Consider the following 13,292-nt stretch of genomic DNA (forward strand, 5'->3'; position numbering starts at 1 on the left):
CCATGAACACCCTGATCTTGCGCACCGTCGCTCCGGTCCTCACCGCGCTGATGCTCCTGTTTTCCGTCTTCGTGCTGCTGCGCGGCCATAACGAACCGGGCGGCGGCTTCATCGGCGGGCTGATTGCGGCCTCGGCCCTTGCCATCTTCGGCATCGCCCACGGTCCGGGCGCCGTGCAGCGGGCAATCCAGTTCCATCCGATGGCGATTGCCGGCGCCGGCCTGTTCCTGTCGACGATGTCGGGCCTCGTCTCGCTTTTCGCCGGTGTGCCCTTCATGAGCGGCTTATGGATCTATCCGGATATTTTCGGCGCCGTGGTGCCGATGTCGACCGTCATGTCCTTCGATATCGGTGTCTATCTGGTCGTCGTCGGATCGATCACCTCGATCGCGCTGGCGCTGGAAGTGGAACCCCACGAGGCCGCCGATGACGGCAGGCCGGTGAAGGATGCTCCCGTCAGCAAACCGGCTAGGGGGAAGAAGCGCTGATGGAAGCCCTTTTCGTTGCTCTGATCGGCCTGTTCTTCGCTGCTGCCATCTACCTCATGCTGTCGAAATTCACCATCCGCATCCTGATCGGCATCGTGCTGCTCGGCAATGCGGTCAACCTTCTGCTCTTCACCACCGGCCGCGTCACGCGCGAGGTTCCGCCGATCATCCCCGACGGGGCGACGAGCCTTTCCGCCGTCGCCGCCAATCCGCTGCCGCAGGCGCTGATCCTGACGGCGATCGTCATTTCGTTTTCCTTCTTCGCCTTCCTGCTGGTGCTCACCTACCGCGCTTTCGAGGAACTCGGCACCGATTCGACCGACGAGATGCGGCTTGCCGAACCCCGCGACGAAAAACTGCCGCCGATGGGGTATTGATGATGATGTTCTCCCAGATTCAGACCCCTCCCAACCCTCCCCACAAGGGGGAGGGCTTAACCCAGCCGATCTGCTGGCGTCCAATTGAGGCCGGCGATCACCGCGAATTTTCTCCCCCCTTGTGGGGGAGATGGCCGGCAGGCCAGAGGGGGTGTTGGCCCGGTTTGACGGTTGGCTTCTTCGATCAGTTTTATGAGGAAACAAAAGAGGGGCAATTCATCTAATGGCCGCTCCGTCCTCCGTTCCCGTCGATCTCGCTGCCGCCATGGTGATCGCCCGGCCGGCGCTTGCCGACTGGCTGGTCATCCTGCCACCGGTCACCATGATTGCCGGCGGCGCGCTTCTGATGATGATCCGCAAGTCGGTGAGGCTGCATGCCATGCTGGCGATCGCGGCGCTCGTGCTGCTCGTCGTTCTCGATGCCCTGCTTCTATGGCAGGTCTGCGAGCGCGGCCCGATCACCATGACCATGGGTCGCTGGCTGCCGCCCTTCGGCATATCCTTCACCGCCGATCTGTTCGGCTCCGTCATGGCGCTGACCTCGGCCGTCGTGGCGCTTGCTGCGGCCGTCTTCTCGCTGCAGGATATCGGCGCAAGCGGCCTGCGCCACGGCTTTTTCGCCTTCCTGCTGCTGCTGATGGCCGGCGTTTCGGGCGCCTTCCTCACCGGCGACATCTTCAACCTCTATGTCTGGTTCGAGGTCCTGCTGATCTCGTCCTTCGGCCTGCTGATCCTCGGCTCAGAGCCCCGCCAGATCGAGGGCGCGCTGAAATATGCCATCCTCAATCTCGTCGCCACGACGCTGTTCCTGATCTCGGTCGGCTATCTCTATGCGATCTTCGGCACGCTCAACATGGCCGATATCGCCGAGAAGGAGCCGGCCATCCGCGACGGCGCGCCGCTCATCACGCTGACCGCGCTGTTCGTGCTGGCCTTTGCCATGAAATCGGCGGCCTTTCCGGTCAATTTCTGGCTGCCGGCCTCCTATCACACGCCGCGCATCACCGTCTCGGCGCTGTTCGGCGGCCTGCTCACCAAGGTCGGCATCTATGCGATGATCCGCGTGACGATCATGCTCCTGCCGGTCGAGCGGGAAGCGCTGAGCCTCGTCATCGCCGCTTCTGCGGTCCTGACCATGATCGTCGGCGCGCTCGGCGCGCTCGCCCAGAACGATCTTCGCCGGCTGATCGGCTATGTCGTCATCGTCGGCATAGGCAACATGCTGGCGGGCGTCGCGATCGGCACGCCCGCCGCCGTCTCCGGCGCGATCCTCTATGCGCTGCATTCCATGGTGGCGATGACCGCGCTTTATCTCATGGCGGGCGAGGCGGCCCGGCTTGCCGGCTCCTGGCAATTGTCGACGCTCGGCGGCATCTGGATCCGCTCTCCCTGGTTTGCCGCAGCATCCTTCGCGTTGATCCTGGCGGCGGCCGGCCTGCCGCCGCTCTCCGGCCTCTGGCCCAAGGTGGCGCTGCTGAAAGCCTCGCTCGATATCGGCGCCTGGTGGCTGGCAGCGGCGATCCTCGTCTCTGCCTTTCTCGTCACGATCGCGCTCGCCCGCGTCTTCCTGCTCGCCTATTGGCGGCCTCTCTCCGACGCCGCCATTGCAGCCGTCGAGGCGGAGGTAGAGCCGGTGCGCGACTGGCTGACGGCCATCCCGATCGCGCTTCTCGTGGCACTTCTGCTCGGCTTCGGCATCTATCCCGAGCCGCTGATGAAGCTCAGCCAGTCAGCTGCCGAAAGCATCGCCGATCCCACCGCTTATATCGGCTCGGTCTTCATCCGGGGAGGGGTGCAATGATCATCTATGTTCTGTCACTGATGTTCGCCATCATTTGGGTGGCGATCACCGGCAGCACCTCCATCCACAACCTCATCTTCGGTTTCGCGCTCTCCACCGCCTCGCTGTGGATCGTCCGCCACGAGATCAATGCAAGGGGCTATCTGCGCCGTCTCGGCCTCATCTTCTCGCTCACCGTCCTGTTCTTCAAGGAACTCGCCATGTCTGCCTGGAAGGTGGCGGTCATGGTGGCAAGCCCGAAGATGGATCTGAAGCCCGGCATCTTCGCCTTTCCGCTGACCGTCGACCGCGATTTCGAGATCACCCTGCTGGCCAACCTGATCACCCTGACGCCCGGCACGCTGTCGGTCGATGTCTCGCAAGACCGCAGGATCCTCTACGTCCACGCCATCGATTGCTCCGATATCGAGGCCACCAAACGCGACATCGCCAACGGTTTCGAGAAAAAGATCCTGGAGGCGTTCCGATGAGTGCCGCCGACACCATCCTGCAGGCCTCGATCTGGATCGGGCTCTTTCTTCTTGCCGCAGCCTTCCTGCTCACGGTCTGGCGCGTCGTGCAGGGCCCCACCTTGCCGGATCGCGTCGTGGCGCTCGACATGCTGGTCGGCATCGTCATCGGCTTCATCGCGCTGATCGCCATCCGCACCGGCTTTACCCTCTACGTCGATATCGCCATCGCGCTCGGCCTGGTCGGCTTCCTGGCGACCGTCGCCTTCGCCCGCTTCATCCTCTCGAGTGCCGGTGATGAGGCCGCCGCCGCGCCGGTCGGAACGGCCGCAGCGGAGACTGCGCCGCAACCACGATCGAAGCCGCAGGCGAAGTCGCGTTCGGGGCCAAAGGCGAAAGGCATGAGCGCGCCGGAAAAGAAAAGCGCCGATGCCGGACGGAAGGCAGCCAAATCAAAGGAGGGCAAAGCCGGCCGGCCTTCCACAGGCAAAGCGAGCAAGCCTTCTACAAGCAAGGCCGGCAAGTCCGCCAAGCCGGAAAGGGACGCGTGATGGAACTCGTTCTCGCTCTTGTCACAGCCTTCATCGTGCTTTCCGGCAGCGCCTTTGCGCTTGTTGCGGCAATTGGCCTCAATCGCTTCCCGGATGTCTATTCGCGTATGCATGCGGCATCGAAGGCCGGTACCGTCGGCTCGGGTCTGCTGCTTCTGGCGCTTGGACTGCATTCGGGTGATCCGGCCGTCTTTGCCCGCGCTCTCGCCGGCTTCTTCTTCTTCGTGCTGACCGCGCCGGTATCTGCGCACCTGCTCGCGGTGGCAGCGCTGAAGGCCGGATATCCGATGACGAATCGCTCCGTTATCAACCAAATTATGGACGTCAACGATGAATAGACGTTTTCCTACGGTATTTATGGCCCGCGAAGATTGTAAAATTGTCTCTCTGCCAGCAATAAATGTCTAGAACAGTCGTTAGACGATCAGAAATCGTTCTTCATTACTAGATTTCGCAATTGGACTTTCGAGAATGTAGTGATACTTGAATAGAAGTAGAGCAGTGATGTTGTAGTAGACTAAGTTTTTCCCGCATATTCATCTCATTTAGCTCAGCCTTTTGAACAGGTCTGCTGGATGAACTTGATGAATATGAAGGCATGCGGAGGCCTGATGCAACATCTGGTGATGGTTCCGTTCTCGCGCGGGTGGCTTAGGGGTAGGCCTCTGTCTTCGGACACTGCGAGAGGTGATGGTTGGTGTCGCCACGGCTCGATACGGACGCTGCCGCGGAGGTCGTGGCAGGCGCCGTACTGCACATGGACAGGAGACAGGAAATGACAGACATGGCACTGGGCAAGGGACCCGAGCTGCTGGTGGAACTCACCGCAGACATCGTGGCCGCCTATGTGAGTAACCACGTAGTTCCCGTCGGAGATCTTTCGAACCTTATTTCCGACGTTCACAGCGCATTGAGCAGCACATCCTCGCCGACGCCGGTCGCCGCTGCGGTTGAAAAGCCGAAGCCGCCGGTTCCGATCAAGAAGTCGATCGAGGACGATTACCTGATCTGCCTCGAAGATGGCCAGAAGTTCAAGTCGCTGAAGCGCCACCTGATGACCCATTACAACATGACGCCTGACGAATACCGCGAGAAGTGGGGCCTGCCGGCCGACTATCCGATGGTGGCACCGGCTTATGCCGAAGCCCGTTCGCGTCTCGCCAAGGAAATGGGCCTCGGCCAGCGTCGCAAGCGCGGCCGCAACTGATCTGGTCTTCGGCGGGACGTAACGGTCTCGCCGGACATTGCCGGCCGCGCCGCTCAACCGGTGTCAGGGCCGCAAGATGTCGCAAGGCGGCATGCATAGACTTTGCGCCTATCGCCGCGGCCCCTTCCGGCCTGCTGCAGATGCGCCAATCAGCCGGGCCCGTGCCCGGCTTTTTCATACGCGCAATTCCTGTCGTGGGGATAGGGATAGGAAAAAAATCCCATTACTCGTAGGGGCGAGCAGAAAAATACTAGCCATATCAATGGAAATTGAAAATGTGACTTCGCGTAACATTCCCGTCTGTCCTCGAAGGTGTATGAATTAATTCCTATTCACGAGGGAGTTGTCATGCCTTTTGAGAATCCAGTCCCTACCAGGGCGACGCCCGCGGCACCGGCCGCCCTTCTCGCCGATCCGGCACGCCCGTCCTATCCGGCAAGCCTGCCCGCCCGCACGGTCTGCCGCATCGTCAGCCAGATCACCGCCGAAATGCTCGGCCTTCTGAACGATCGCGTCTTGGTGCGTCGGGACAGGCGGCGGCCCGCCTGCCATGTGCGTCAGATCTCCATGTATGTCTGCCATGTGGCGCTGCAGATGTCATTCAGTGATATCGGCGCCGCCTTCGGGCGCGACCGCACCACGGTCGGCCATGCCTGCCATGTGGTCGAGGACCGCCGCGACGATGCGGCCTTCGACGAGTTCGTCTCGCTGATCGAGCGCCTGTCGACCGCCGTCTTCCGCCCGACCGGTCTGATCCTGCCGGAATTTGCCATGCCCGAATTTTCGCGGAGCCCCTTCACCAGGGCCGAATTCGCCCAGCAGATCGCCCGGCTCGATATTGCCCCGACCCGGTCGGCCGCAATGCAGGCGCCCCGTAAGGGCGATGCCGCTAGCCATGCCAGGGGCAGGCGGGGGGCAGGCCGGGATGGCGTTCCAGAGATAAACCCGGAGAGCGGTCCGGAAATCAGCCCGCAAAGCGATGCGGATCACGATGGAGCGCTCGGTCATGAATGATCACTCATTGCCGGACAGACCGTCGAAACCGCTCTTGCGCCTTGCGCGGACACTGCTCGGAAAACCCGGCATCCGGCCGGAATGGCTTTCTGATGGCCGCGTCAGGCTCGGTGACGTCGTCGTGGCCGAGGAGGTTCTGCGTCAGGCCCTGTCGCTCGGCCTTGTGCGGGAGATGGCGGGCCTCCTGTCTGCCGCGCCCGAGGCGAAGGCCTTCTTCAAGCGGGCCATGCTGCTTGAGGCGGGAACGGCAGCAGGCGCAGATCTGCGGCCGCAGGCCACCGGTGAGGAGAGGGAACCGGCCGACGCCTATGCCGGCCAGCACCGCGATATCGTGGCCGCCACGGTCGAGCTCGAAGGCCGGCGCCACAAGGTCAGCCGCAATCTCGATGAATCGCCGCTTTCCACCCTGTCACGCCTGAAGGACAAGGCCGGCGAGCCGTACTTTCCGCCGGACGCTCTGGAAGCGGGCGAGCGCCTGCTCGCCGATTTCACCCGCGGCCAGTTGCAGCCGCGCATCACCGCCTCCTGGGAACCGCGCCTCTCATCCCGCTCGAAGGGCGAGGCGGGCGGCATGTCGGAGATTGCCGCAAGCGCCATCGAGGCCCGCCGTCGCTTCGGCCGCGCCATGGAGGCGATGGGGCCGGAACTGTCGGGCGTCGCCGCCGATATCTGCTGTTTCGGCAAAGGGCTGGAACTGGTGGAGCGCGAGCGCCAGTGGCCGGTCCGTTCCGCCAAGCTGATGCTGCGCACCGCGCTGATGGCGCTCGCCCGCCACTATGCGCCGCCGCCGGCCAGAACACGCCGCGACCATCACTGGGGCGCCGAGGATTTCAGGCCGGCTGTTGCCGATTATGGCCGCTCGGCCGGTTGACCGGCGCTCAGGCGGCCGCCTTCAGCCTTGCTTCCTCGCGGATGCGCTTGACCATCGAGCGCAAACCGTTGGCGCGCTGCGAGGAAAGATGTTCGACGAGGCCTATTTTATCGAAAATGTCGAGCGCGTCCGTTGCGACGATGTCCGACGCATGCTTGCCGGAATAGGTGGCCAGCACGATGGCAACGAGGCCACGCACGATATGCGCATCCGAATCGCCGTCGAAAGTCATCACCGGATCGGCGCTGTCGTCCGCCACATGGCTCACCAGCCACACCTGGCTCGCACAGCCCTGAACCTTGTTTTCCGAGGTCTTTTGCTCTTCGGGAAGATCGGGAAGCGCCTTTCCGAGTTCGATCACATAGCGGTAGCGGTCTTCCCAGTCGTCGAGAAAGGCGAAGTCGTCGATGATCTGCTGAAGCTGTGCCATTATCTGCCCGGTCTTGGTTCTATCGCTTTTCCATATAGGTATTTTGCCCGCCGATGACAGGGAAAATCTCGATCGCTGCGTGAGGCCGCAAAAGAAAAATCGCCGCAAGGGGTTTAATCCTTGCGGCGTCAGCAATCGCCGATGTGAGTATGGGCAGTCAGGCGCCGGGTACCGTGGCATGGGAGCCCGGCGCAAGGTCGTCGAAATCCGTCCTGGCTTAACCGAATGTGGGCGTTTCAGGATGCGGGCTTCAGGGATGCGGTCGTTTCAGCGGCAGCGGCACGGTGCCGGTATAGATCGGGTCGGATGCCGGGATCGACTGTGTCACAGGGCCGGCGGCGACCGGAAAGGGCGTCGGATTGGGATCGTGCTTCATCGCAGGCACCTGGGCCACATCCCGGCTCTGGATGGTGGCAGCGCTGGCAGTCTTGTCCTTCTTGTCGCCGAACTGGCTGTCGAGCAGTTCGAAAGCCACATGCGCGCCTTCCGCAGCACGGGCGCCGAGAACCGACAGCGTTTCCGCGCCCTTCTGGCAGACATCCGGCTTTTCGGCACACAGTCCGGCAATATAGCTATAGGCACCCGTCGCAGCCGAGATCGCGTCGCCGACCTGAACGGTCTGGGCGCCTTCGCTCTGATTGACCGGTCGGTTGCTGAAGTACGAAAGCACCACCAGCACCGCCGCAAAGAAGATACTTCCCTTGATCAGAAACCACATCGTCTCGTTACCCTGACCTTGCCCGCCTGCTTTTCCACAGCAGGCCTCCAATGGAGTGTCCCACCATGCGACCGGTCTGTGCCGCTCTTGAACACAACCCTAGCCAGAGGAAGCGAACACGCCTTTGACGGCGCTGCTCGGATTTGACTAAAATTTGAATCAATGCCGTTCTGCAGGCGCAATTGGCGGCCTTCGAACGGCATTTTCCGCAAACTTTATCGACTGCCGTTAAGCATAAATGGGGCAATCGGCCGGAAGGCAAGGCGTTTTGCATGCCAGGCCCTGCCACAAGTCTTAACGTACTGGAAAAAATCAAACCAATTCCATCGCTTACGCCCCGTTAACCACAAGCGGAGATGGGTGCCCGATTATGGGCCAAACGCCGATCTGCAGCCTTCTGGCAGGGTAGCGAATCACGCATTCTTATCCTTTCTTTAAGTCGCGGACGCCTAATGTGGCCGCGTAAAAGTGACCGTGTCAGGGTATTGCGTGCGCGTATTGGGTAACATTGCCGGGAAGGCCGTTCGGGTCGTCGATGAGACTGCCGAACGCTGGCTTGCCAGCATCTGCGGTGAAACCGCTGGTGGTGACGCCATGCGCGCCGCCGAGATCCTGCGCCTGCGCCGCCTGTCGATCGCAGCTGCCGTCGCACTGCCTCTCGCGCCGCTGGCACTCACCACCGTCTTAAGCCCGGTTCTGGCGCTGCCCGTCGGCGTCGGCCTCGTGCTCTCCGGCTTCCTCGGCCTTGCCGCAGTGGCACTTGCCCGCTCGCGTCAGGTCCAGCCTCTTGCCGCTGCTGCCGATGATCTCGCCTTCGATGCCTGCCCGGGTCTCGCCCTGTCGCTCGACGCGCAGGGCATGGTGGTCCGTCTCGGCGGCCGCGACCGTGATCTCTTTCCGGCATCGCTGAAGGATTGCGCAGGCGATGCGCTTGCCGAACGCGTTCATGTCTCCGACCGCATCGCGCTGATGCAGGCCTTCGACATGCTGCGTCAGGGCGCCTCGAGCGCTGAGGCAGATGTCCGGGTGCGCAAGGCGCTGTCTGCCGAAGACAGCCGCCAGTTCGTCCTCATCCGTTTCGATTTCACCGCCATCCGCAATGCCGAGGGCAGCCTCGTGCAGGTGTTTGCCCAGGCTCGCGACATTTCCGAATATGACGCCCTGCGCCGCGAGGCGGAGCATCGGCAGGAAGAGGCCCGTTCGGCGCATGAGACGAAGTCGCGCTTCCTCGCCGCCGTCAGCCACGAGATGCGCACGCCGCTCAATGCCATTCTCGGCTTTTCCGATGTTCTGGCCGGCGAATATTTCGGCAAGCTCGAAAACGATCGCCAGCGCGAATATGTCGGGCTGATCCGGCAGTCTGGCGGCCACCTGCTTTCGGTCGTCAACACCATGCTCGACATGTCGAGGATCGAGGCCGGCCGCTACGAGCTGATGGTCGAGCCGTTCGCTGCCGCCGATGCGGTGGAAACCTGCCGCGCCATGCTCGACCTGCAGGCGCGCGACAAGGGCGTGCTGCTCACCACCCGCGTCTCGCGCGGCCTGCCGGAGGTCACAGCCGACCGCCGCGCCGTGCAGCAGATCCTCATCAATCTCGCCGGCAATGCCATCAAGTTCACCGATCGCGGCGGCGTCGTGTCGATGGACGCCGCATTGTCGGGGTCCGATCTCGTCATCACCGTCAGCGATACCGGCATCGGCATCGCGCCGGAAAAGCTCGGGCTCCTCGGCCAGCCTTTCACCCAGGTGGAAAACGGCTATACCCGCCATTACGAAGGCACCGGCCTCGGCCTGGCGCTCGTCAAGGGACTGGTTTCGCTTCACCGAGGCACGTTTGCGATATCGAGCCGACCGGGCGAGGGCACCCTTGTGACGATCACCCTGCCGCTGGCCGGCCCCGATGCCGAAGGCGGCGATGACAGGGCGGAAACGGTGGAGTTCCCGCCGCGTCTTTGCCCCGTGCAGTTGAAGACAGTCAATGAAAAGGTCATGATGGAAGAGCCCGCGATGGAGCGGGGCGCAAGAGAGCTGGCAAACGAGCCGGCCAACGGGCTGGGATGTGTGAATGACAACGCGGAAGCGAAAATCGCCTAAAGGGCGACGGACAGCGAAGGAGAGAAGCCTTCCGTCCCGCATCCTTGCGGGCGCGGGCGGCGCTATGGTGTCCGGCGCCGGCGGTGCCGCATCCGGTATCGGCCGCACCATCATCCGCAATCCGAAGCCGAGCTTCTACGCCTCCGTCTTCATCGTCGCCTTCTCCTTCGTCGCCGCCAACGCGCTGTGGTACCAGCCGCAGGGCGGCCACCTGTCGCCCTTCCTTGCGACGCGCGATCCGGGCGATCCGAACGCCATTGCCGGCTACCGGCCCTTCAAGCCTGCCGATCCGGCCGACGTCACGACGTTCCGCATCGAACGCGCGCCGGTGGGCGGCAAGGCTGCCCAGAACCAGCAGGGCCAGAACCAGCAGGGCCAGCAGGCCCAAAACCAGCAAGCTCAGAACCAGCAGGCCCAAAGCCAGCCGGCCCAGAACCAGCCCTATACCGGCCTGCCGGCTGCCGTCCCCGCAAACCAGACCGCGAGCACGGCCGCGCCGACCGACGATGTCCGCGCGCTCATCGCGGGGCAATCCGGCGCCGGGCAGACGGCCTCCGGCTCGACACCTGCGGTCGACCCGATACTCGTCTCCAGCATCCAGAAGGCACTCGCTGGCCGCGGCCTTTATGATGGCGCCGCAGATGGCTTGATGGGCCCGCGCACCCAGGCCGCGATCCTGTTCTTCGAGGAAGCCTCAGGCCTGCCGCAGGATGGCTCCCCGACGCCCGCCGTCCTCGCCGCCCTGCAATCTCAAGCGGGACAATCCCAGCAGAACCAGGTGCAGACCGCTAACCTGCAGTCGTATCCGCAGGCGCCGACGCCGATCCCGCGCCAGGCACCGCGCCCGGTTGTTGCCGCAAGCCGCCCGCAGGCAATGCAGCCGGTCAGCCAGCCCATGGGACAATCCTCGGGCCAGCACGCCGCCCAGCCGGTCAAGGTTGCGGCCCGCGGAATGGACCCGATCACGGCGGCGATCCGCTCCGCCGAACACCAGCCCATGCTGCCGCCTGCCTCCATACCGGGCAGCGGCGGAGCAGCCGTCGTGCCGGTCGCAAAGCGCAGCGATACGCCGCTACCGAGCAATATGGTGCTGCAGATCCAGAAGGGCCTGTCGAACATCGCTTATACCGATGTCGAACTCGACGGCGTTGCCGGCACCCAGACCAAGGCCGCCATCCGCCGCTTCCAGAAACACTACCGCCTGCCCGAAACCGGCGAACCGGACCAGATGGTCCTGAACAAGCTGAAGGCGATTGGGGCGCTCTGAGGCGCTCTGTTGTTCGAAAATTCGTCACCCGCGCGGAACGCCTTAGGGCATCGCCGCCTCTATCCCCGCATCGTTGATCCTCAGCACCGGCAGGGTAAGCTTTGCCGTCTTGTCGTCCTTACGGAGCGCGATCTCCTCGAGAAAATGCGGAATGTTGTTGAACCCGATCCCGGATAAAATCTTCGGGTGATAGGTCCACCATTCGCTTGCGAGCAGGCGTGATATCGTCTCCTCGTCGAAGCGGTAGCGGATGATCCTTGCCGGATTGCCGCCGACGATGGCGAAGGGCGGCACATCCTTGGTGACCAAGCTGTTGGCGGCAATCACCGCGCCGGTGCCGATCGTGATGCCCATCTGCAAGGTGCAGTCGCGGCCGATCCACACATCGTGCCCGAGCGTCGGAAACGGCCTGTTGCCATAGACGTCCCAGTTATATCGGGAGACCTCATCCTCGCTGGTGAAATCGCGGCAGAGCACGTTCTTATCCCGAAAGGTGATGATCGAGGTCGTCACCAGATCGAGCGGGTGATAGCTGTCCAGAATGGTCAGCCCCGATGAGATCGAACAGTAGCGCCCGATCGTCATCGGCTCGGGCAGGGGCGAATAGGCGTATGACAGGAGCCCGATCGAGCTAAAGCCGGAATAGGCAAGCCCGCCGATGCTGGGAACATAGGGGCCGCCATAGAGACCGGTATAGGGTTCCATGGTCACCTCGGTCTTCACCTCCAGCCGCCGCTCGGAACGCAGCCATCCATAGCTGTTTGCCTGCGGCGGCGGCGCATTGGGCTGAAACAGGACGCGAAATTCCCACATCAGGCTGAGGTCCGACGCCGTTAAGATCATGTCCCGTGCTACGCCTCTGAACGATTTGCAAATCCAGTCGATCCCGGTCTCATTTTCGGGGTCTTGCTTGCAATTTATCAGGTGAGTCTACCGGGGGTGGAAGTCGCGCAATGTGCCGCCGCACTGTTTCCCCCAGAAATAATCAACCGGGGGTGGATCGCTCCGGCAGGCCGAGAAACCCATGCGCAGGCGTGCGCCCAGGTGCGACTAAAGCGTGTCGCATTTATTCAGCCTCGTATCCTGCTGCCTTGAAGAAGTTTATGCATTCTGTGACGGAGAAGAGGCTGATGATGTCACCGAGAGCATTGGCAATTGCATCGAAGCTTCGTGCCGCTCGCTTTCGCAGGAGTGCCTTGAGTTTTGAGAATGCCATTTCGATGGGGTTCAGGTCTGGCGAATAAGGCGGCAGGAATAGAAGCCATGCGCCTTCCGCCTTGATCAACTGTTCCGCTCGTTCGCTTTTGTGGAAGCCGACATTATCGAGGATGACGACGTCGCCGGGCGACAGTGTCGGCACAAGCTGTGTCTCAATCCATGTTTCGAAGATGCGGCTGTTCATCGGAGCGTCGACGATCCACGGTGCGGTCAGGCCATGGCAGCGCAGTCCGGCAATGAAGGTCTGCGTCCTCCATTTCCCGAACGGAGCATAGGCGGCAAAGCGACTGCCTTTGGCAGACCATCCGGTGCGTTTTGTCAGGCGCGTATTCGTGGATGTCTCGTCGATAAAAATGAGCCGTGACAAGGCTTTGTTGAAGAACCGCCTTCGACGGTTGATCCACAGGTCACGCGCCTTGGCGATCTCCGGCCTGCGCTGCTCGCTTGCCTTGAGGCTTTTTTTTATTGCTGAGCCCGAGCCGGTGCAAAAACCGCCCGACCGTGGCGCGGTGAACCTCGATGCCGCGCTCGGCAAGCGCAACGCACAGTTCATCCAACGTCGTTTCGCCGTGGGCCGACATCCGCTCGCGGACCCAATCACCATGCGCCAAGAGCTTCGCACCACCAGGCGGGTGCCCCTGCTTGGCGGCGATCAGAGAGCCGGATAACCGATGCAGGATCACCATGTTGTTGACGAACCGAGGCGAAACCCGGAAATGCCGAGCGGCTTCACGGTTACTATGACCCTCATTCACAAACGCAACAACACGCTCACGCAACTCGATCGGATGCGGCTTGCCCATGGTG

Annotated in this window: 14 protein-coding genes and 1 pseudogene; 11 read left to right on the forward strand and 4 right to left on the reverse strand. The window is 62.5% G+C overall.

Features of this window, described 5'->3' with window-relative positions:
- Positions 1–2: 2 nt before the first annotated feature.
- The 9 genes and pseudogenes from NCHU2750_RS03840 to NCHU2750_RS03885 form a co-directional block, all read left to right on the forward strand.
- Positions 3–404, forward strand: a pseudogene (locus tag NCHU2750_RS03840) (Na(+)/H(+) antiporter subunit B); the annotation flags it as partial.
- Positions 405–487: 83 nt separating this feature from the next.
- Positions 488–865, forward strand: a complete 378-nt coding sequence (locus NCHU2750_RS03845) for a Na+/H+ antiporter subunit C (RefSeq protein WP_119939259.1) — start codon at positions 488–490, stop codon at positions 863–865.
- Positions 866–1,088: 223 nt separating this feature from the next.
- Positions 1,089–2,666, forward strand: coding sequence for a Na+/H+ antiporter subunit D (locus NCHU2750_RS03855; protein WP_119939261.1), 1,578 nt, complete (start codon positions 1,089–1,091; stop codon positions 2,664–2,666).
- Positions 2,663–3,136 carry a Na+/H+ antiporter subunit E gene (locus NCHU2750_RS03860; protein ID WP_119939262.1) on the forward strand — a complete coding sequence of 158 codons (474 nt, stop codon included), beginning with the start codon at positions 2,663–2,665 and terminating at the stop codon, positions 3,134–3,136. The genes NCHU2750_RS03855 and NCHU2750_RS03860 overlap by 4 nt, the downstream gene beginning before the upstream one ends.
- Entirely contained in the window at positions 3,133–3,666 is a 534-nt protein-coding gene (locus NCHU2750_RS03865; protein ID WP_119939263.1) for a cation:proton antiporter, read from the forward strand. Before NCHU2750_RS03860 ends, NCHU2750_RS03865 begins: the two co-directional genes overlap by 4 nt.
- Positions 3,666–4,004: a monovalent cation/H(+) antiporter subunit G gene (gene mnhG / locus NCHU2750_RS03870; RefSeq protein ID WP_119939264.1), complete on the forward strand. Its 339-nt coding sequence runs from the start codon at positions 3,666–3,668 to the stop codon at positions 4,002–4,004. The genes NCHU2750_RS03865 and mnhG overlap by 1 nt, the downstream gene beginning before the upstream one ends.
- Before the next feature lie 437 nt (positions 4,005–4,441).
- Positions 4,442–4,873, forward strand: a complete 432-nt coding sequence (locus NCHU2750_RS03875) for a Ros/MucR family transcriptional regulator (protein WP_119939265.1) — start codon at positions 4,442–4,444, stop codon at positions 4,871–4,873.
- Positions 4,874–5,221: 348 nt separating this feature from the next.
- Positions 5,222–5,887: a helix-turn-helix domain-containing protein gene (locus tag NCHU2750_RS31265; protein ID WP_502703817.1), complete on the forward strand. Its 666-nt coding sequence runs from the start codon at positions 5,222–5,224 to the stop codon at positions 5,885–5,887.
- On the forward strand, positions 5,880–6,758 hold the full coding sequence (locus NCHU2750_RS03885) for a DUF6456 domain-containing protein (protein ID WP_119942895.1): 879 nt from the start codon (positions 5,880–5,882) through the stop codon (positions 6,756–6,758). The genes NCHU2750_RS31265 and NCHU2750_RS03885 overlap by 8 nt, the downstream gene beginning before the upstream one ends.
- A 7-nt stretch (positions 6,759–6,765) precedes the next feature.
- Here the strand turns inward: NCHU2750_RS03885 and NCHU2750_RS03890 are convergent, their stop codons facing one another.
- Entirely contained in the window at positions 6,766–7,188 is a 423-nt protein-coding gene (locus NCHU2750_RS03890) for a SufE family protein (RefSeq protein ID WP_119939266.1), read from the reverse strand.
- 250 nt (positions 7,189–7,438) lie between these two features.
- On the reverse strand, positions 7,439–7,906 hold the full coding sequence (locus tag NCHU2750_RS03895; RefSeq protein WP_119939267.1) for a DUF5330 domain-containing protein: 468 nt from the start codon (positions 7,904–7,906) through the stop codon (positions 7,439–7,441).
- 489 nt (positions 7,907–8,395) lie between these two features.
- Between NCHU2750_RS03895 and NCHU2750_RS03900 the strand changes: the two genes are divergently transcribed.
- Positions 8,396–10,000: a sensor histidine kinase gene (locus tag NCHU2750_RS03900; RefSeq protein WP_245480327.1), complete on the forward strand. Its 1,605-nt coding sequence runs from the start codon at positions 8,396–8,398 to the stop codon at positions 9,998–10,000.
- A gap of 64 nt (positions 10,001–10,064) precedes the next feature.
- Positions 10,065–11,267: a peptidoglycan-binding domain-containing protein gene (locus NCHU2750_RS30890; RefSeq protein ID WP_245480328.1), complete on the forward strand. Its 1,203-nt coding sequence runs from the start codon at positions 10,065–10,067 to the stop codon at positions 11,265–11,267.
- A 42-nt stretch (positions 11,268–11,309) separates the two neighbouring features.
- Here NCHU2750_RS30890 and NCHU2750_RS31200 read toward each other — a convergent pair whose 3' ends face one another.
- Both NCHU2750_RS31200 and NCHU2750_RS03915 read right to left on the reverse strand, forming a co-directional pair.
- A complete protein-coding gene (locus NCHU2750_RS31200) occupies positions 11,310–12,110 on the reverse strand; it encodes a CatB-related O-acetyltransferase (RefSeq protein ID WP_119939268.1) in 801 nt (266 codons plus the stop codon).
- Positions 12,111–12,333: 223 nt separating this feature from the next.
- Positions 12,334–13,288 (reverse strand): IS630 family transposase gene (locus NCHU2750_RS03915; protein ID WP_119939269.1). Its coding sequence is split into 2 segments (ribosomal slippage): positions 12,334–12,951 and positions 12,953–13,288, totalling 954 coding nucleotides; the frame shifts between segments, so codons are not numbered across the junction.
- Positions 13,289–13,292 lie beyond the last annotated feature (4 nt).

The sequence above is a fragment of the Neorhizobium sp. NCHU2750 genome, assembly GCF_003597675.1.
GTDB lineage: Bacteria > Pseudomonadota > Alphaproteobacteria > Rhizobiales > Rhizobiaceae > Neorhizobium.

Coding starts and splice junctions, on each gene's coding strand:
- NCHU2750_RS03885 (WP_119942895.1), top strand. CDS start 5,880: ATGAATGATCACTCATTGCCGGACAGACCGTCGAAACCGCTCTTGCGC.
- NCHU2750_RS03865 (WP_119939263.1), top strand. CDS start 3,133: ATGAGTGCCGCCGACACCATCCTGCAGGCCTCGATCTGGATCGGGCTC.
- NCHU2750_RS03890 (WP_119939266.1), bottom strand. CDS start 7,188: ATGGCACAGCTTCAGCAGATCATCGACGACTTCGCCTTTCTCGACGAC.
- NCHU2750_RS03875 (WP_119939265.1), top strand. CDS start 4,442: ATGACAGACATGGCACTGGGCAAGGGACCCGAGCTGCTGGTGGAACTC.
- NCHU2750_RS31265 (WP_502703817.1), top strand. CDS start 5,222: ATGCCTTTTGAGAATCCAGTCCCTACCAGGGCGACGCCCGCGGCACCG.
- NCHU2750_RS03855 (WP_119939261.1), top strand. CDS start 1,089: ATGGCCGCTCCGTCCTCCGTTCCCGTCGATCTCGCTGCCGCCATGGTG.
- mnhG (WP_119939264.1), top strand. CDS start 3,666: ATGGAACTCGTTCTCGCTCTTGTCACAGCCTTCATCGTGCTTTCCGGC.
- NCHU2750_RS31200 (WP_119939268.1), bottom strand. CDS start 12,110: ATGATCTTAACGGCGTCGGACCTCAGCCTGATGTGGGAATTTCGCGTC.
- NCHU2750_RS03895 (WP_119939267.1), bottom strand. CDS start 7,906: ATGTGGTTTCTGATCAAGGGAAGTATCTTCTTTGCGGCGGTGCTGGTG.
- NCHU2750_RS03845 (WP_119939259.1), top strand. CDS start 488: ATGGAAGCCCTTTTCGTTGCTCTGATCGGCCTGTTCTTCGCTGCTGCC.
- NCHU2750_RS30890 (WP_245480328.1), top strand. CDS start 10,065: ATGGTGTCCGGCGCCGGCGGTGCCGCATCCGGTATCGGCCGCACCATC.
- NCHU2750_RS03860 (WP_119939262.1), top strand. CDS start 2,663: ATGATCATCTATGTTCTGTCACTGATGTTCGCCATCATTTGGGTGGCG.